The organism is Paenibacillus dendritiformis, assembly GCF_945605565.1.
GTDB lineage: Bacteria > Bacillota > Bacilli > Paenibacillales > Paenibacillaceae > Paenibacillus_B > Paenibacillus_B dendritiformis_A.
In genome coordinates this window covers 563,014-580,838 of the sequence record NZ_OX216966.1, presented here as the reverse complement: position 1 = coordinate 580,838, position 17,825 = coordinate 563,014, and the positions used below count along the sequence as shown (strand labels likewise).

Below are 17,825 nucleotides of genomic sequence, written 5' to 3'. Positions count from 1 at the left end.
TCTTCCATTGCTAGACGGACGGGTAGCTGGCTGGGAGGCATCATGTATGCGTATGACGCTACGCATTATCCGCCTGATCGCCATCATCGTGACGGTCAGCGTATTATCCGGATTTATCACGATAGCCACGACAGCGGTTGTCGTCGATCGCTATATTCAATCGGCGTTGAACACGTTCCAGATTCCGATTGAGCGGCCTTCTCTCACGCTCACCACGATATGGGGGGAACTGATCGGAGGCGGAGGCAAGGCGCAGCCGGACAACAGCAAGGAGACGCCGCAGCGTCCGCAAACGCCGGCAGCAGGCAAGAAAGCATCCGATCCGCCGAAGGAGGACCCGGGTGACGGAGCGCTGCCTGTGATGGGGGGAATCTCTTCCGCCGAGGCCGCGGAGCGGGAGCGGGTCGTCATCTCCCCGGATGCGTTGTCCCGAAATAAAGAGGAGATTGCGCCATCCGACAAGGAGCAACTGTTCGCGACCTTGATGAAGAAGCTGCCCCAAGAGGAGATGCAGCGGCTGTCCACACTGATGGAGGACGGCTTGACGGCGGCAGAGCTGACGGAAGCCGAGCAGATTTTGGCGAAGTATTTGAATGACGAGGAATACGGGCAGATGCTCGAATGGTTGAAGGGCGAGCCTGACACAGCGGAGGAGCAGCCCTCTTCATCCGATGCGAACAGCGAAGCGAACGATCCGGAAGGAACGCCTTAAGTCTTCACCGGGCCGGGCCTAATCGCAGGACGGCAGCTTGCCAATCATGAATAAAAAACACGGTTATGACGCATCTTGCATAGCAGGGCGGCATAACCGTGTTTTTTCGTGGATGTCAAAAAGTTGGCCTCGGGTTCAAACCACCTTCTCCGTGCTGACAACCGTTCTTTTTAAACGATAAGTGAACGTAAAAACCGAAAAGATCCTTACTTTTGCTCATTTTTTCATCAGTTGCATTGTTCTTTCGACCTATGTTACAGTAATAAAGGTGGAAAAAAGATGACAAAACTTTAACCATTTGTCGGGGTCCGCAGCATGATGCAGAGACAGAATGGATACGGATACAGGGAATCGAGCCTTGCCGGTACGTCATGTACAGGCATGTATGGCCACCGTTCGATGTCCCGTTGTAATCGGCGCAGAAGTCTTGATATCAGATGTGAAGCAGAAGGAGACTGACATGGAACGTTACGATAGCGATCACCGGACGGATGAGAAGAATTCGGTCTCAGGCAGCCGGTGGCAACAATGGAAGGCAGCGTGGCGTCGGATGATGCCGGAATCCGCCCAACAGTGGATCGCTGCTCATCGGAAGCAACTCGGCCTGACTCTGGGGGGAGCGGCGCTTATCGCTGCATCGATCTGGGGCGGAACTGCCTATGTTCATGCAAATACGGTAACGTATTTTCACGTATATAACAATAGTGAATGGTTGGGAACGGTCTCCAGTCTGGACGAGCTGGAGTCGTTCTATGTGAAGAAGCAGCAGGAAGAGCAAGGGAAATATCCGAACGCCCATATCCAGATCGATACGAAGAATATCCGTACGGAGCCCGATTCCGGCTTCAAGGCGAAGCCGACGACGGCAGAGACGATTGCCAAGCTGGATAGTACGCTGAAGCCGTTTGCGGCTGGCGTCCAGCTCAAGGTGAACGGCAAGAGCATCGGCATCGTGAAGGATGAAGCGACGGCAGAGAAGATTCTCACCCAGATTAAGTCGAAGTATTCCGGCAAGGCGGGCGCAGGCACATCGGCCAAGGAGGTCAAAGTGCTGTCCGCACCGGTCCGTTCGGCGAATGCGACGAAGGCGATGTCCCGCGTGGAATCGGTCGAGTTCCGCGAGCGGATAAGCATGGACGAGAGCAATACCGATCCGCAGCAGGTGCTGGAACCGGAGGAGGCGCTCCGGATGCTGACGACTGGCGTAACCAAGCCGGTCAAATATGCCGTGAAGGAGGGCGACACGCTCTCTTCGATCGCCAAAAAGCAGAATGTGCCGCTGGAGACGATCTACCGCAACAACCCGAACGTCGGGGAAGAAGTGCTGAAGCCGGGACAAGAGCTGGATCTAACCGATGCGAAGCCGATGATTACGGTCAAGACCGTGGAAGCGTACAGCGAATATTTGGTGACGGAGCCGCAGCGGATCATCAAGGAGGATCCGGACATGCGCGCAGGCGAATCCAAGGTCGTGCGCAAGGGCAAGCAGGGCCTGAAGCGGATGTCGTACCGTCTGACGAAGGATAACGGCAAGCTGACTCATGAAGAGTGGATTGAGCAGGAGGTTATCGAGCCTTCCGTTCCCGAGATTATTTTGCGCGGAACGAAGGTGGTCCGCGGCGAAGGGTCAGGCACCTTCGATTGGCCTGTCAACGGGGCTACGCTGACCAGCGGCTTCGGAAGCCGCTGGGGCCGGACGCATAAAGGCATCGATCTCGTATCGTCCGATCGCTCCATCATGGCAGCGGACGAAGGCGTCATTATTTTTGCCGGACAGAAGAGCGGCTATGGCAATGCCATCATCGTCGACCATAACAACGGCTATAAGACGCTGTACGGCCATCTCAACTCCATTGGCGTCAATGTCGGCGATATTGTTGAAAAAGGACAAGATATCGGCGTGATGGGCAATACGGGCAATTCGACGGGCACGCATCTTCATTTTGAGATCCACGTGAACGACGAAGTCCAGAATCCTTTAAAATACTTATAATTCGAGTAAGTTCGAGTTCAAAAAGACCGGTTTTCAGCACCGAGAAGGTTGCTTGAACCCGAAGCCGACGCTTTCGTAGCGAGTTTTGCTTCGCAAACCTTGTAAGGAGCAGCGCAGTGTAGGCGAGACTACATGGGCAGCGGACTTTTTGAACAACCTATTATGAACGATACCGAGGCGGGAGAATCATTCCCGCCTCTTTTTGGTGTATACATGGCAAAGCCGGAAGGAAAGTGTACAGCGAAGAAGAATCTATAATTTTATCCAATCCGGGTTGATATTCGGGATGTGCCGGCAAATATGGTAATATAGAGGGGCACGGATCGTGTGGAACTGATTCTATCGATTCATCGCAAGTTGGAACCGAATGATAACAGGGGACATTTTCAAGATAGAGAGAGGTGTGGCTTCATGCACGGCAAAATTCTCGTGGTGGATGATGAGCAGCCGATAGCGGATATTCTCAAATTCAATCTGGAAAAGGAAGGGTACGAGGTCATCTGCGCCTTCGACGGCGGCACGGCGGTCGAGCTGGCGCTGTCGGAGAAGCCGGACCTGATCCTGCTTGATCTGATGCTGCCGGTGAAGGACGGAATGGATGTGTGCCGGGAGATCAGACAGCATCTTCATATGCCGATCATTATGCTGACGGCGAAGGATACGGAGCTGGACAAGGTGCTGGGACTGGAGATGGGCGCGGACGATTATGTGACGAAGCCGTTCAGCACGCGCGAGATGCTGGCGCGGGTCAAGGCGCATCTGCGCCGGCAAAATAAAGCGTCCGCCCAAGCTGCGGCCGATGAGCAGGGCACGGATAATGGCGAGAAGCAAGGCTTGCGGCTGCATGAGCTGCTGATTGACACGGATATGTATGTCGTGTACAAGAACAAGGAAATGCTCGATTTGACCCACCGGGAGTACGAGCTGCTTCATTATCTGGTGCGGAATGCCGGCAAGGTCATGACCCGAGAGCATCTGCTGCAGGCGGTATGGGGATATGAGTACTTCGGCGATGTCCGTACGGTAGACGTGACGATTCGCCGCCTGCGCGAGAAGATCGAGGATGATCCGAGCAAGCCGGAGTACATCATTACGCGGCGGGGCCTCGGTTACATGATGCGTAATCCGCGTAACGGGGGCTTCTAAATGAAGCGGGGGATCGGCCGTTTTTTTCGCACCATTCAGGCGAAGCTGATCATTATTTATGTATTGCTCATTCTGATCGCGATGCAATTAATCGGTGTGTACTTCGTCAGCTCGATGAAGAATTCGTTGACGCTGAACTTCTCCCGGGATCTGCGGAATACGGCAGGGCTCTTGTCTCTGTATACGGGCCAGACGTTGAAGGGCGACGAGACGGTAGACAATCCGAATACGATTAAAGAGATTGATCGGTTCGTGCGCAACTTCATCAATATGAACGGCATGGAGATTCAGGTGCTGGATGCGACGGGGCGGGTGTTGACGACTTCGTCGCAGACAAGCACGGAATATGTCGGACGCAAAAATACGGAGCCAGTCGTGAACCGCGCGCTGCAGGGCATCAGCTATAACGAGGAAGTCATCATCGACGACAAAAACGTGCGCAAGCAGATTATGGCCCAGCCCGTCTACTCGAACGGGAAGCTCGTCGGCGCGTTGTATATTGTCGCGTCGATGAAGGAACTGTACGAGACGATTAACGGAATCAACCGAATCTTCTTCTCGGGGATGGCGATCGCCCTCGGCCTGACGGCGGTGCTGGGCATCATTCTGGCCCATACGATTACGCAGCCGATCAAGGAGATCACGAAGCAGGCGACGAAGGTCGCGGAAGGGAACTTCGATGGCGAAGTCCCGGTGCTGGGCACGGACGAGATCGGGCAGCTGAGCGAGGCGTTCAATTATATGACGCGGCGGCTGCAGGAAGCGCTCAATGCGAATGAGGAAGAGAAGGAGAAGCTGGCCTCCATTCTGACCAATATGAGCGATGGCGTGATCGCGACGGATGAAGCGGGACAAGTCATACTCGTGAATCGGCGGGCTTGCCTGATGCTGGGGATTCGGGAAGCCGATGCCTCGGGCCGGCCGATCGCCGGACTGCTGAGCATTCCCGATCAGCAGGTCGAGCAGCTCGTCAGCGGGGAGAACAACGGGATGCTGCTTCCGGCGCACGGGGACGGCGAAGCGGCCCAACCGGGCGGCGATACGGTGCTGCGCGTCTCGTTCACCCCGATTCACCGCCGCGGCGAAGGCATGACCGGATCGATTGTCGTCCTGCAGGATGTGACCGAGCAGGAGAAGCTGGAGCAATCGCGCCGGGAATTCGTCGCGAATGTATCGCATGAGCTGCGCACGCCGCTCACGACGATCAAGAGCTATGCCGAAGCGCTGGAGGACGGCGCCCTGGAGGAGAAGGAGCTGTCCGGGCGCTTCGTCGGCGTCATCCGCAATGAGACGGAACGGATGATCCGGCTCGTGACGGATCTGCTTCATCTGTCGCGGCTTGATTCGAAGCAGGCGATTATGCGCAAGCAGCCGACCGATATTGCCGAGATGCTGGAGGATGTGCTGGACCGATTCTCCTTCCAATTCCGCAAAAAGCGGATAACGGCGAAGGCATCGGTCGAGGGAACCAATATTCCGGTCGTCATCGACCGCGATCAGATCGATCAACTGCTCGACAATCTCGTGTCGAATGCGTTGAAATATACGGCTGATGGCGGCGAAGTCACCTTGTCCGCCATCTTCCGGGAAGATAAGCCGAGCGTTGAGGTGAACGTGAGCGACAACGGCATCGGCATTCCGCAAAAAGATCTGGAGCGTATCTTCGAACGCTTCTACCGCGTCGATAAGGCGCGATCGAGAAATATGGGAGGAACCGGTCTGGGGTTGTCCATTGCCCGGGAAATTGTGCGGGCGCATGGCGGGGATATCCGAATCGAGTCGGAATGGAATGAAGGCACGAAGGTAACCTTCACCCTTCCGGTATCGGCCGAAGGGAGTGACCCAAGCGTATGATCGAGCGGCTGAAGACGATATTGCTCACCGTGCTTGTGCTGCTTAGTCTTCTCCAGAGCTTCTTCCTGATGTACAGCATGCCGTATTATAATTTCGAGAAGAAGACGACCAGCGACTATATCAAAACGGAGCCGCTCGGACCGGAGGAACGGCTCGAAAATCTCGTCTTCCCGGAACAGATGATTCTCCACCTGGGAGAAGACAAGCATACGATGCTGTATCCGGGGACGACGTTCTACAATATGATCATGAAGCGTCTGCAGGGGCGGACGTACGACGGCTTCCAATACCGTCCGGTCTCATCGGTCGAATGGGATCGGGTCCGGGAGCAGAACGAAGGGATCGAGCTGAGATTCAACTCGCCGGTTCCGGCGAAGCTGCTGCAGCGGGTATTCCCGCTTGGGGATGACACCACCTTCCTGGAGGAGACAATCAAGCGGATATGGCTGTATGCGAATCCCGAGTCGAACGAGGTGCGGGTCTTCTTCTTCAATGCGAAGGGGGACGCGGTCTATGAATCGACACGGGCCGATCTTTCGGTTCAGGATGTCGCGCAGCAGGTCGAATTCGGCCGCACCTGGACGCCGTACCGCATGGTTGGCGGCATGTTCTACATGCCGGAGGAGCCGCTGGAGGCAGTTGAGGTGGAGCTGCCGTACGAGCAGATTACGGTGGAGCAGATGCAGCGCAGCCTGTTCTTCGATCCGACCTTGACGAAAAATATCGTCGCAGGAGGCTCCGAGATCTATACCGACGCCAAGCGGGGCCTGGAGATTAACCGGGGGGAGCATTGGATTATCTATTCCGATCCGGCGGTGACGACGGAAGGGAGGCAGGATGTCGCAGCGGATGCGACATCGGCGGTCCGCTTCATCAACCAGCATGGCGGATGGAACGGGAAATACCGCTTCACGCTGCCGAATCCGAACGAGAGACAGGCTGGATTGTACGGTGGCGCGAATGAACGCGGAGTCGTCATGCGGTTCGAGCAGTATTGGGGCTCGTACCCGGTCGTCAGCACGCCGGAATTCCATTTCGGCTATATGCAGGTGACGATCCAGCAAGGAACGGTCACCAATTACGAGCGCTCGCTCATTCAGCTGTTCAACCGCTCCGCCGAGAAGGAGATACGCAAGCTTCCGGCCGGAGACGCCTTGCTGAACAAGCTGAAGACGCTTGGGCGGATGAACGATATCATCAGCGTCGATCCCGTCTACGTGCCGCATTTCGGCAAGGAGACGATTCACTTAGTGCCTACGTGGCAGGTGAAGTTCAATGACGGATCGACGACGCTGCTGCAATAGGGCGAATCGTGCTCGATGCGGAACCGGAATCATGAAGCGCAAAGGAGGATCGGCATGGATTGGAGCCGGGCCAAAAATATTTTGATATATGCGTTCCTGCTGCTGAATATCGTGCTCGGCTACCAGCTGTGGCAGGATATTCGCGATCAGCTCCATTCCGATCTGGACTGGACGTCGCTGTCCGAGGAGACGCGCCAGATGATGGATATGAAGAGAATTCAGGTTACGTCCAAAATACCGGCGGAAACCCCGGCGCTGCGCGAGATTACGTACCGGTTCGTCCGGCGCGATCCGGAGCCGGTGCCGCTCGAGAATCCGCAGGACAGCACCATCATTTTCGCGGAGAAGGATCTGGTGCGCGGGCTGCAGGGAGAGATTCCCCATATTGAAATGTACCGATATGATTCGTTCAGCGGAAGCGTCGACACCTTCATGCTGCACCAGCGGCTGGCGAACGGGCTGCCGATATTCGAAGTGACGCTTGAGCTGAGCACCCGCAGCCAGAAGATTACGGCCTACCGTCAGCAATATGTGGAATTGATCGAGCCGAAGGTCAATCAAGAGCAGAAAATTTTGTCCGCATCCAAAGCGCTGCAAAGCGTTATCGACAATGTGCTGGCGCCTGGCTCGATTGTGAAGGACATTCAGCTGGGCTATCACGGCCAGCTTTTCGACGCAGATACCCAGGTGGCGGCGCCTTCCTGGCGGATTTTGCTCGAAAATGGCGAAGTGTACTACGTGAATGCGATGAATGGAGCGGTGGACAGTTCGCAAGCGGGAAAGAAGGAGAGCGAGAAATGAGTTTACGATTTTCAGTGTTGTCGAGCGGATCGACAGGGAATGCAACCGTGATCCAAAATGACGATTCGACGGTGATGATCGACGTCGGTCTGAGCTGCAAGCGAACCGAGCAGCTGCTGGAGGAGCAGGGACTCTCCGGCAAGCAGATCGACGCGATCTTCGTCACGCATGAGCATTCGGATCATATTAAAGGATTGGGTGCTTTTGCGCGGAAATACGATCTGCCCATCTATGCCAACGAGAAGACGTGGGATGCGCTGGAGAAGCATGTCGGCAATATCGCGGAGGAGAACCGCATCGTCATGCAGACCGGTGAAGCCCGCGACTTCGGCGATCTGCGCGTGGAGTCGTTCGGCATCTCGCATGATGCGGCCGAGCCGGTAGCGTATCGCTTTTTCGAGGGGGAGACGAAGCTGTCGGTGGCGACCGACTTGGGTTATATGAGCGATAAGGTCCGCGACGCGATCGCCGATTCCGATGTGCTCGTCATGGAATCCAATCATGATGTCGAGATGCTTCGCGTTGGGCGTTATCCATGGAACATCAAGCGCCGCATATTGAGCGATCTCGGCCATTTGTCGAACGAAGCGGCGGGCGAGGCGCTGTGCGAGGTCGTCACCGGCAACACGCGCCGTACATATTTGGCGCATTTGAGCCTGGATCACAATATGCAGGATTTGGCCCGGATGACGGTGCAGGACGTGATGGAAAGCAAAGGCCATTTTTTCAAAGAAAGCGAGTTCCAGTTGAAAGATACGTATTATGACCGTCCGACGGCATGGGATAAGGTTAGCGAGAAGTCTCCGGTTCGTCGGTAAGCCATCGATCGACTTCGTGCGCTTTGCGCGCGATGTCCTCATCGGTGATGAGCCCTTTCTCGACCAGCAGTTCCATCAAGGTGGACAAGGCCAGCGTAAGGCGGTACTGGTCTTCCTTCAAATCGGCAAGCTGCCCCACAATATTGACGTCCGACCAAGCGGAAGAGGCTGTTTTCATGTGCATTTCCTCCTTCATAAGGGAATAGGATGGTAAAGAGTTACAATGCCGTCTCTTTTCTCTCAATGAGAACGATGTATGATAGAATATGTACGAGGAAACGAAATGATGACATGCCTGATGCATGAACTGTCCGCTGCAGGCATCTCATATATAGTGTTGACCGTTTGAAAGCCTGGCATTCCTGTGTAATGGGTAGTAGGATGCATAGAGTCGGAGCAGCAGCCGAACGTGGCGAGAGCCCGGTTGAGGGGAGTGGGTTCGGATGAGCTTGTTTGAGGATGATTTTTTCTCACCGAAGGTGAGACGGCGGATCGAGCGCAGATGGTGGTATCGGCGTACCAGAGCTCCCCGTGACGGCTGGAAGCGGATTCGACGGTCAGGAAGCGGCAAATGGTCCACGGTGCAGGTAGCCGTGGTCAGTTCAATCATCAGCGCGTTCGTCGCCGTCATGCTGTACAGCTGGCTGATCGGCTCGGGAGAGGCAGGCTCTCCCGCCGTGGCCGTCTCCGGCAATGCGATGGCGAACGATCCGTACGAGCGGATCGTTCAGGCTGCGGACAAGGTCAGCCCGGCCGTCGTCAGCATGGTCAACAAGCAGAAGCAGATCGGCGATGAAGACGGCGTGGCGCAGGATATGAATCTCGGATCCGGGGTCATCTTCAAGCAGGACGGAGGCAAGGCGTATGTGCTGACGAACGAGCACGTCGTTCAAGGCGCGGACGAATTGGAGGTTGTGCTGGACAACGGACAGCGCAAGAACGCCGAGCTCGTCGGCAAGGATCGCGTCATGGATGTCGCGGTGGTCCGGATTGATGCGGCCGGCGTGACGGCCGTGGCCGAGATCGGCGATTCAGGCACGATTCGGCGCGGCGAGACAGTCATTGCCCTCGGCAATCCGCTCGGCTTCGGCGGGTCGCTGACGGCTGGAATCGTCGGGTATACGAACCGCTTGATTCCGGTATCGCTGAACCAGGACGGGGTATACGACTGGGAGCAGATGGTGATTCAGACCGATGCCGCGATCAATGAAGGCAACAGCGGCGGGGCGCTGGTCAACCTGAACGGCCAAGTGATCGGCATCAACACGATGAAGATCGCGACGACGGGCGTGGAAGGATTGGGCTTCGCCATTCCGATCAATGAAGTGATGGATACGGTCAATCAGATTATGGATGCCGGCAAGGTAGTGCGGCCGTATCTCGGCGTCTATACGGTTGATGTCAACAATCCGTACGCGCCGATTACCGAAGAACAGCGCGAAGACATCCGACTCCCGAAGGACGTGAGGGAGGGCGTAATCGTCCTGGAGTCATCCGGTCCCGCCAAGCAGGCCGGCTTGAAGCTGAACGACGTCATCGTCCGGTTCGATAAGCAGGAGATCGGTTCGACATTGGAGCTGCGCAAATATTTGTACGAGAAGAAGCATATTGGCGATAGCATGGACGTTCAGTTCTATCGGGACGGCGTGCTTATGACGGTGACCGTGATATTGGCGGATAAGCCGGACTAATCGGGACACAATGACAAGAGTACGGTGCCTGTCCGCGGCGATGTGAACTCGTTGGGGGCACCGGAACCGGAGCAATGACTTTTCCAATACTGACAGCAGGTTAGGCAAGAAAGAGGGAACATGCATGTATGTCGTCTGTAAAGAACACGTAGAATTGGCAATCGATAAATTCGTAGATGAGTATGAGGATGCTCCCGATCTGGTCGATTTGGACGAGGTCGAATTCAGCGATTGGGAGAAGCCGGTCAAATGCTGCATGAATTGCGATCAGGAGGCCAAATTTCTAATCGTGTGAGGGACAGGAGAGGAATATCGTGCGCAGCACGGAAGAGCAAGGGCGCTGAACCGGGAGGTCGGCGGCCCTTGTTTTTTTGTGCGCATCGCTGTGGATAAACGGGATAAGTGAACCGGAGGAAGGTTGTCCACATGTGGATAAGGCAGGCGGAGCGGGCAAATGTGGTTATCCACAGCGTTGTAGAATGAGGATGATGGATGACGTTGCTCAGGGTCGAAATCAATCGAATCAAGAGGAAGACTACCCTAGGGGAGAGCCGGGGGCATCATCGGATGGAGATAAGTTGCGGCAGTTCAGGAGAAGGAAGCGAAGCTGGAAGGGGAAGGGGTGGCATCCCTTTTGTTCAATATCCCAATCCCTCAGGGCTATCCTCGGAAATTCAGATTTTGCTCAAATGAAAGCTTGTAGACGGGCCTGAGCGAGTGGGATAGTGTCTGTAAGAGAAGAAATACCGAGATACCGGTGAAGAGAGGGCAAAGGAGAGAGGCCCGCAGCACTCGTATGGCCGCTGAGCCGACGGGATAGCCACAGCAGGCAGGAAAGGCAGGCCCGCCCCAAAATGCAGCAACCGGAGACGAGGTCTCCGGTTGTTACACATTCGCTTCGCTTATATGGCGGGAGCGCCGCCGGTGCGGGGCCGGCGGCGGAAGCGGCCCGTGCGGTTCGGGCGGTCCTCCCGGAACATGAAGAAGTAGCATATCGCCGAGGTCACGTAAAGAACGCCGGTGATGGAGAACGTCATCGCGTAGCCCCAATAGTAGCCGTATGATGTGACGAGGTACGACTGGACGGAACCCATGCTGGCCCATCCGAGCATGAAGGCGGTCTGGGTAAGAGAGTTAGCGATACCACGTCGCGAATCCGATATGCGGTCGACCATGATGGCGGATTGAATCGGATTGGCCGCGTTCATGAGCGCTTGCCGGAACAGGAAGCTGATGGACGCGATGAGCAGCAGGTTCGTGAATCCGGTCAGCAGCAGGAACGGCAAGGACATCAGCTGAAATAAGACGACAGCGCGCACTTGTCCGACGCGGTTGACCAAGGTCGGGCCGATGAGCATCGAGACGATGGTCATCACCTGGCCGAGCGAGATCAGCAATCCGACGGCGGTCAGCGAGACGGAGAACCGATTCGTGAAATACAGGTTCAAGTATGGCACGACCAAGCCGGAGCCCAGTCCGACGAGCAGCTGGCAGAACGTCAGGCGGCGGATGACCTTCCATTCCCGCTGCTTCGCCGCGGCGGGCGCCGGTTCGGACGCCAGCGCAGGAGATGGAGCGGGAGCGGGCTCCGGCTTTTGAGCGGCCCGCTTGCTCTCCTTGACCAGCAGCAGCGGCAGGAAGGCCGCGAAGCTGGCGGCGCCGCCGATGAGCAGCACCGACTGGAGGCTGATGATCTTGCTCCAGCCGAACGCCTGCAGGACGTCGGCCAGGTAGCCGCCGCCCATGCTGCCCAGCACCTGCGCGGCCAGCACCATCGAGGAATGATAGCTGAACAGCTTCAGCCGCTGCTCCTTCGGCGTATTTTCCGCCAGGAAAGGAATCGCAATCACCTGGAAAAAGGCCGCGAAAATACCGGTAAAGACGGCCAGCATCTGCAGGCTGAACGGCGCTTCGGCGAAGGCCCGCAGCATGAAGCTGATACCGGTCACCAGTGAGCCGGCAATCAGAATCCGCTTGCGGCTGGAACGGTCGCCAAGCAGTCCGATCGGGATGAACAGGATCGCCGTCGCCAAGGACTGGACGCTGATGATGGTCCCGTTCATCTGATCGTTATAGCCGAGCGATTGGACATATAGATTATACAGAACGGAGAACATGCCGGTTCCGATCTGATAGAGAAGGTTGGCAATAAAAAACAGCTGGATATTCCGGTTCCAGCTTCGTATCTCTGTCGTTGCATGATGAAAAAAGCGCATTCGTGTCACGCCCCCATTTTTCTTGCTGCCTCTCTCATTGTAACAGGGGGGAATGCGGGAATAAAGAGGCCTTGTAGGGAAAGGCCTCTCCGGCAGGGTGGAAATTACAGGTCAATGGATGAGCTTGCTCTCCTTCGCTTTGCGCACCAGCCCCGCGCTTGCTTTGTTGATTGGGCTTTTGAGGACGAGGCCGATAAGGAGGAAGAGGCCGGCGACGACGGCCAGCACGATGATGTCGCGCCGCACGATATCCCACAGAATGCCGCCGACCGCTTCCCGCATCATACTGATGGCGTAGGTGAACGGCAGGAACGGATGAATCGCCTGGAAAAAAGGCGGTGTCGTCTGAATCGGGAAGGTGCCTCCGGAGCCGGCCAACTGCAGGACGAGCAGCACGATGGCGATCGCCTTCCCTACGTTGCCGAAGACCGAGACCAGCGTGTAGACGGCAAGCATGAAGACGGCGCTGATGATGAGGCCGAACACCACGAACCAGCCCGGATGCAGTACATAGGTCTTCAACAGATAAATATCACCGGTCGTTACGAACAGCGACTGAAGCAGAGCGATCGTCAGGAAGGTGAAGTACCGTCCGAAGTAGATTTGAACATTCGTGTAATGCTTGTCCTCTTCATGCACCTCCACCGTCAGCAGCGAGACGAGCAGCAGCGCTCCGACCCACAGTGACAGCGTGGTGAAGAAGGGAGACATGGCCGATCCGTAGTTCGGGATCGGGAACAGCTTGTTCTCCTTCAGGACGACCGGCTCGGCGAAGAACTCGCTCTCCTTCTCGAAGTTGTTCTTCAGCAGATCGATAATTTCCGTAATGTCGCCCTGTGCCTCGAACGCACGAATTTTGTCCGCAAATTCCGTAATTTTGGCTTGAACGGCAGGCAGGTTTTTCTGAATCACCGGAATCTGCTCGGTGCCGATCGCGATCACCTTCGAGGCGTCCTTCAACAACGTCTCGATGTCCGGAATATTCTTGATGGCATCCTGGAGCACCTGCTGCACTGTGGCGATGTCCTCGGCCGCCTTGTCCACCCCTTGCAGCATGGCAGGCTTAATCTCGCTGTCGTACCGGTTCAGCAGCTCCCCCGCAATGGCTCCCGCATCCTGGGACAGCCGATGGAGATGGTCCAGCAGATCGGCGCCGACCTCTTCTCCCCGATCGACGGCCGCCTTGATCTCATTGACGGTCGCGGCCTGCTGGGCAAGATTGTCCGAGAGCTGCCGCAGCCGATCGGTGACGCCGTGGAACTGGCCGCCGGTGACCGCTTGGCTGAGCCGGTTGAACCAATCCGCGGTGCTGTCCGCAATCTTCACTGCGGCGCCCAGCTTCTCCGACAGCCGGCCAAGCCCTGTGCTGGCCAGCGACGGATCGGCCGTGACGTCCTGGAGAATCGCCGTAACCTGGTTCACCGATTCGGCTGCCTGCTGCAGGGTGCTCAAGTCCTGCTTAATGAACGGAGAGATGGTCTCGATGCCTTCCCGGCTATATTGGAGCAAGTCGGCGAGCTTGGACGAGAATTGCTGCGCGTCCTTCGCCAGTTGGGTGACGGTGGGCAGATTCTTCAGTGCCTCATTCACGATCCGGTTCGCCGTAGTCACGTCTCTCATCGCGGTATTGACCGCATCCGAGAAGCGGGGGAATGATTCTTCGAGCTTGAACACGAGATTTTTCACCTTCTCAATGGTCGGAAGCTCATTGGACAGCTTAACTCCGAGCTCATTGAAGATTTTGAAAATCGCCCGGTTGGCCGTTCTGACGAAGTTGTCGCTGACCTCCTCGATGATGCCGGTAGCGCCCTTGGACGTAATTTTCGGAGCGACGGCATTTATTTTTTCATTCACAAAGTAGAGAATCTCGGCCTTGATCGGCTCATTCGTGAGCACGGACCCGATACGGGTGGAGAAGTCCTCCGGAATGATGATGCTGGCGTAGTAATTGCCGTGGCTTACGCCCCTCATCGCTTCGTCCTTGTCGACGAAGGTCCACCCGATAAGGGTATTGGTCTTCAGATTCTCAATGACCTCATTGCCGATATTGACGGGCTTATCCATAATCTCTGCCCCTTGATCGAGATTGACGACGGCGATTTGGATGCCGCGCGTATTGCTGTACGGGTCCCATGATGCTTCAATATTGAACCACGCGTAGAGGGAGGGAAGAATGCTCAAGCCGAGTATAATGACGGTGGCGGCCCAATTGGAGCCGATTCGCTTCAGGTCGTTCGCATAAATGGAAAAAATATGTTTCATGATGGCCCCCGCTTCCAAGGTAATGTTTTCAGTATTTGCCAAAGGAAATGCAATCATGCGGAGGGGCTGGCGAGGACGGAGGGATCGATCCGTGATCGCGGTAATGTATGCGTTTGCTGCATTGCAAGGAATGTCCTGATGGGAAATGGGAGAGACTCCCCGGTCTTGACAAATGGCGCGGATATGAGAGGATGGATGAGTTAACGAAGAAAACATCCATGATTCTTCCGAAGTCAGACAGAAAGAAGTGTGTTTGTGTGAAAAAATACGCCATCTATCTCATGCTGGTCGGTGTGATGGTCGCATGGGGCTTGAACGTGACGGCGACGAAGGTGCTGGTGACGAATTTCATGCCGGTCACGATGACCGCATTCCGCATTATGACGGCGGCGCTGAGCGTGTTCCTGCTGCTTGTTCCGATGCGTCAGTTGCGGCTGCTCCGGGGCAAGGAATGGGGCTACGTGCTGATCGCTTCCTTGTTCAATGTGGTGGGGCATCATTATTTTTTGTCGCTTGGCCTGGCCAATACGTCGGCTTCCAACGGCGGCCTGATTCTCGGTCTGGGTCCGTTATTAACGACGCTGATGGCGATTCTGTTCCTGGGCACCCGGATGACCTGGTTCAATATGACCGGCATCGTGCTCGGCTTGTCCGGCGTCGCCTTCATTGTTACGCATGGCAGCTCGGGGATGAGCGGCGTATCGATCGGGGATGTGTATGTGTTCCTGGCCATTCTGGCGCAGGCGATAAGCTTTATTCTGATTAAAAAAATGGCCGCTACGCTCGATCCGCGGCTGATGACGGGATATATGCTGTTTTTCGGGTCTTTTGGATTGTACGCGTTAAGTCGGGTGCTGGAGCCGGAGGGGATGGCCAGCATGGCGCAGACCGATATCGGGCTGTGGGCGGTCTTCCTTGGTTCGGCGGTGATCGCGACGGCCGTCGGGCATATGACGTACAATTACGCGATCGGCCAGGTCGGTGCCGCGGAGGCGTCGATCTTCATCAATCTGAATCCGTTCTTCGCCTTGATTGGATCATCGCTCCTGCTGGGCGAGCCCGTCACGCTCGTGCAAGTGTCGGGGTTCGTGCTCATCCTGATCGGCGTCCTGTTCGGCTCGGGCGCCCTCGAGGAATGGCTGCGCCAGCACCGCCTGCGGAAAGGGGATCATCGCGGCTATCGGACGCCGGAGAGCAAAGGCTGCAGCAGCGGCTCTTGAACGTTCTTGGCGGAAGCCGGGAAGCGGTGGCGAAAATATCGAACGGCCGAGGACAGAGGAAGGGCTGTTCCATAAGTAGGTTTTAACTACAGTGGGACAGCCCGACCCTGCTCCACACAGCGCGACTTGCCGAAAAAGCTGCGGAAATACAGTTTTCCCCTATGTGGTGGATCTCGTCTCTCAGTAGAAAAAAGCGGTTTTAAACGCTATGGTGCGAAATCCGCCAAACTGCACGATTTCTCGAGACACGCCTATTCGGTAAGCGAAATGCTGCGCAAGTACAGCAATTCGATAGGGACGACTTTCTCAGAAAGGGAATCCTGCAAAACTGCAGGAATTTCACCCGTTTCGCTTCGACTTGAAGCCAAAGGGCCTAAAATGATGTAGATTTGCAGCAATTCCTCGGGATGTGGACTCATTGAGTCGAAATTCCTGTAAAATAGCAGCAATTCCCTCCACATGTTCAAGCCCCAGGAGGCAACGATGCCTCCAGGATCCGACGCGGTCTCTTGGATCCCGTAAAATCAGGCCGTTGAGAAGTCCATGGGGATTTTCGCCACTTCATTTTTTACATGGTGGATCTCGTCTCTCAGTAGAAAAAATCGACTTGAAACGCTCTGAGTGCCAAGTTTTGATTAGGTCAATGGACATCTCCACCCTTCGTAAAAAACCCGTCGCCGTCTTTTCCACCTCTATTCTCTATTGTCCCGTCTTGCCCTGTGTCATGATTCAATGCCTACGGGAAAGTCCCTTTTTGGCGTGCTATGTATTGAAATAAAGCTTCCCGCCTGTGACTCGTGATCGAATAGTCCCGGTTAAAAGCGCTGGTGAGTCACAAATTCCCGCACCGGCTTGCGGTAGCCGCGCGGCCGCAGGCTGGACGCGTCTTGCTTGCCAATCGTGATCAGCATGACCGGAATGTATTTGTCGGGAATATTCAAGATCGCCCGTACCTTGTCTGGATCGAAGCCGATCATCGGGCAGGTGTCCCACCCCTTAGCCTTGGCGGCGAGCATGAATTGCATGGCAGACAGGCTGGCATTGCGAATCGCCTCATCCCGCTTGAACGTCTCTCCGCGCTCTTCATAGAATCGGATCGTATCCTCTGCCATCATATCCGCCTCCTGCTGGCTCAACACGCCGAGGTGGACCAATCCTTCGTTCAGTTCCCGCGCCTTCAGATGAGCTTCCGTGCTGCCCAATACGGCAATGACGCCCGAAGCCGTCTTCACCTTGTACTGCTTGTTCGCTGCCTCGTACAGCTGCTCCTTAAGATCTCCATCCGTTACGGTAACGTAATGCGCATGCTGCAAATTGAATGCGGACGGGGCGAACTTAACCAACGAGAAGATCTCTTCCAGCTCCGACTCGGAGATAGCAATGTTCTCTATAAACTTATTGGCGGATCGTCTTTCTTTGATGATAGCTTCAAAATCTTGTGTCATCGTAAACACGCCTCCTACGAAAATCGTTGATGGTCCTATTTTACCACCATTACTTATTAAAAGTAAGTACATATTATAATAAAATTAACATTATTTTTGTTATTTTAATTTTGAGGCATGCAAACCAAGATCGGCGAATTGATAAGATTTTGATAAGAATGGGCTTCGGACGGCCCGGGCACGGATTTTTATGCTAATTTGAAGTCAGATTGCTGGGCGAAAGGCGGGTGGAGAACTTCTGCTAATTTTGACAATTTAGAAGGACATACACGCGGAATGAAGCACATATCGGCGCTCCCGGCCGCATACATATAGGGTCTTAAGGGAGCTCTCTGAAATTTTATTTTAGGAGGAATGGATGAG

General features: G+C 55.4%; 15 protein-coding genes. 10 read left to right on the top strand and 5 right to left on the bottom strand.

What is annotated here, in order from left to right:
- The first annotated feature begins 46 nt into the window (after positions 1-46).
- The 7 genes from NNL35_RS02420 (at position 47) to NNL35_RS02390 (ending at position 8,628) form a co-directional block, all read left to right on the top strand.
- Positions 47-712 (top strand): hypothetical protein, encoded by a 666-nt coding sequence (locus NNL35_RS02420; RefSeq protein ID WP_006678714.1) that lies wholly within the window; start codon positions 47-49, stop codon positions 710-712.
- 460 nt (positions 713-1,172) lie between these two features.
- Positions 1,173-2,705 carry a peptidoglycan DD-metalloendopeptidase family protein gene (locus tag NNL35_RS02415; RefSeq protein WP_006678713.1) on the top strand — a complete coding sequence of 511 codons (1,533 nt, stop codon included), beginning with the start codon at positions 1,173-1,175 and terminating at the stop codon, positions 2,703-2,705.
- 411 nt (positions 2,706-3,116) lie between these two features.
- Positions 3,117-3,851 (top strand): response regulator YycF, encoded by a 735-nt coding sequence (gene yycF, locus NNL35_RS02410; RefSeq protein ID WP_006678712.1) that lies wholly within the window; start codon positions 3,117-3,119, stop codon positions 3,849-3,851.
- A complete protein-coding gene (walK, locus tag NNL35_RS02405) occupies positions 3,852-5,705 on the top strand; it encodes a cell wall metabolism sensor histidine kinase WalK (protein WP_006678711.1) in 1,854 nt (617 codons plus the stop codon).
- Entirely contained in the window at positions 5,702-7,009 is a 1,308-nt protein-coding gene (locus NNL35_RS02400) for a YycH family regulatory protein (protein WP_006678710.1), read from the top strand. The genes walK and NNL35_RS02400 overlap by 4 nt, the downstream gene beginning before the upstream one ends.
- A gap of 54 nt (positions 7,010-7,063) precedes the next feature.
- The gene (yycI, locus tag NNL35_RS02395; protein ID WP_006678709.1) at positions 7,064-7,810 is read left to right on the top strand and encodes a two-component system regulatory protein YycI; all 747 of its coding nucleotides are present in this window, start codon (positions 7,064-7,066) and stop codon (positions 7,808-7,810) included.
- Positions 7,807-8,628 (top strand): MBL fold metallo-hydrolase, encoded by an 822-nt coding sequence (locus tag NNL35_RS02390; RefSeq protein ID WP_006678708.1) that lies wholly within the window; start codon positions 7,807-7,809, stop codon positions 8,626-8,628. Before yycI ends, NNL35_RS02390 begins: the two co-directional genes overlap by 4 nt.
- On the opposite strand, the gene NNL35_RS02385 is transcribed toward NNL35_RS02390, so the two are convergent.
- Positions 8,600-8,806 carry a hypothetical protein gene (locus NNL35_RS02385; RefSeq protein WP_006678707.1) on the bottom strand — a complete coding sequence of 69 codons (207 nt, stop codon included), beginning with the start codon at positions 8,804-8,806 and terminating at the stop codon, positions 8,600-8,602. The two genes, NNL35_RS02390 and NNL35_RS02385, sit on opposite strands and share 29 nt — an antisense overlap.
- Before the next feature lie 265 nt (positions 8,807-9,071).
- Between NNL35_RS02385 and NNL35_RS02380 the strand changes: the two genes are divergently transcribed.
- Positions 9,072-10,319: a S1C family serine protease gene (locus NNL35_RS02380; protein ID WP_006678706.1), complete on the top strand. Its 1,248-nt coding sequence runs from the start codon at positions 9,072-9,074 to the stop codon at positions 10,317-10,319.
- A 124-nt stretch (positions 10,320-10,443) separates the two neighbouring features.
- Positions 10,444-10,614 carry a CxxH/CxxC protein gene (locus NNL35_RS02375; RefSeq protein WP_006678705.1) on the top strand — a complete coding sequence of 57 codons (171 nt, stop codon included), beginning with the start codon at positions 10,444-10,446 and terminating at the stop codon, positions 10,612-10,614.
- 607 nt (positions 10,615-11,221) lie between these two features.
- On the opposite strand, the gene NNL35_RS02370 is transcribed toward NNL35_RS02375, so the two are convergent.
- Together NNL35_RS02370 and NNL35_RS02365 are read right to left on the bottom strand one after the other, a co-directional pair.
- Complete coding sequence (locus tag NNL35_RS02370) at positions 11,222-12,535, bottom strand: MFS transporter (protein WP_006678704.1); 1,314 nt, start codon at positions 12,533-12,535, stop codon at positions 11,222-11,224.
- Between the two features lie 111 nt (positions 12,536-12,646).
- Complete coding sequence (locus tag NNL35_RS02365; protein ID WP_040733312.1) at positions 12,647-14,797, bottom strand: YhgE/Pip domain-containing protein; 2,151 nt, start codon at positions 14,795-14,797, stop codon at positions 12,647-12,649.
- Between the two features lie 257 nt (positions 14,798-15,054).
- Between NNL35_RS02365 and NNL35_RS02360 the strand changes: the two genes are divergently transcribed.
- Positions 15,055-16,017 carry a DMT family transporter gene (locus NNL35_RS02360; RefSeq protein WP_006678702.1) on the top strand — a complete coding sequence of 321 codons (963 nt, stop codon included), beginning with the start codon at positions 15,055-15,057 and terminating at the stop codon, positions 16,015-16,017.
- Positions 16,018-16,268: 251 nt separating this feature from the next.
- Here the strand turns inward: NNL35_RS02360 and NNL35_RS02355 are convergent, their stop codons facing one another.
- Together NNL35_RS02355 and NNL35_RS02350 are read right to left on the bottom strand one after the other, a co-directional pair.
- Positions 16,269-16,436, bottom strand: coding sequence for a hypothetical protein (locus NNL35_RS02355; RefSeq protein WP_254552899.1), 168 nt, complete (start codon positions 16,434-16,436; stop codon positions 16,269-16,271).
- Between the two features lie 396 nt (positions 16,437-16,832).
- Positions 16,833-17,462 (bottom strand): nitroreductase family protein, encoded by a 630-nt coding sequence (locus NNL35_RS02350; protein ID WP_006676907.1) that lies wholly within the window; start codon positions 17,460-17,462, stop codon positions 16,833-16,835.
- Positions 17,463-17,825: the final 363 nt, after the last annotated feature.

Coding starts and splice junctions, on each gene's coding strand:
- NNL35_RS02420 (WP_006678714.1), top strand. CDS start 47: ATGCGTATGACGCTACGCATTATCCGCCTGATCGCCATCATCGTGACG.
- NNL35_RS02415 (WP_006678713.1), top strand. CDS start 1,173: ATGGAACGTTACGATAGCGATCACCGGACGGATGAGAAGAATTCGGTC.
- yycF (WP_006678712.1), top strand. CDS start 3,117: ATGCACGGCAAAATTCTCGTGGTGGATGATGAGCAGCCGATAGCGGAT.
- walK (WP_006678711.1), top strand. CDS start 3,852: ATGAAGCGGGGGATCGGCCGTTTTTTTCGCACCATTCAGGCGAAGCTG.
- NNL35_RS02400 (WP_006678710.1), top strand. CDS start 5,702: ATGATCGAGCGGCTGAAGACGATATTGCTCACCGTGCTTGTGCTGCTT.
- yycI (WP_006678709.1), top strand. CDS start 7,064: ATGGATTGGAGCCGGGCCAAAAATATTTTGATATATGCGTTCCTGCTG.
- NNL35_RS02390 (WP_006678708.1), top strand. CDS start 7,807: ATGAGTTTACGATTTTCAGTGTTGTCGAGCGGATCGACAGGGAATGCA.
- NNL35_RS02385 (WP_006678707.1), bottom strand. CDS start 8,806: ATGAAAACAGCCTCTTCCGCTTGGTCGGACGTCAATATTGTGGGGCAG.
- NNL35_RS02380 (WP_006678706.1), top strand. CDS start 9,072: ATGAGCTTGTTTGAGGATGATTTTTTCTCACCGAAGGTGAGACGGCGG.
- NNL35_RS02375 (WP_006678705.1), top strand. CDS start 10,444: ATGTATGTCGTCTGTAAAGAACACGTAGAATTGGCAATCGATAAATTC.
- NNL35_RS02370 (WP_006678704.1), bottom strand. CDS start 12,535: ATGCGCTTTTTTCATCATGCAACGACAGAGATACGAAGCTGGAACCGG.
- NNL35_RS02365 (WP_040733312.1), bottom strand. CDS start 14,797: ATGAAACATATTTTTTCCATTTATGCGAACGACCTGAAGCGAATCGGC.
- NNL35_RS02355 (WP_254552899.1), bottom strand. CDS start 16,436: ATGAGTCCACATCCCGAGGAATTGCTGCAAATCTACATCATTTTAGGC.
- NNL35_RS02350 (WP_006676907.1), bottom strand. CDS start 17,462: ATGACACAAGATTTTGAAGCTATCATCAAAGAAAGACGATCCGCCAAT.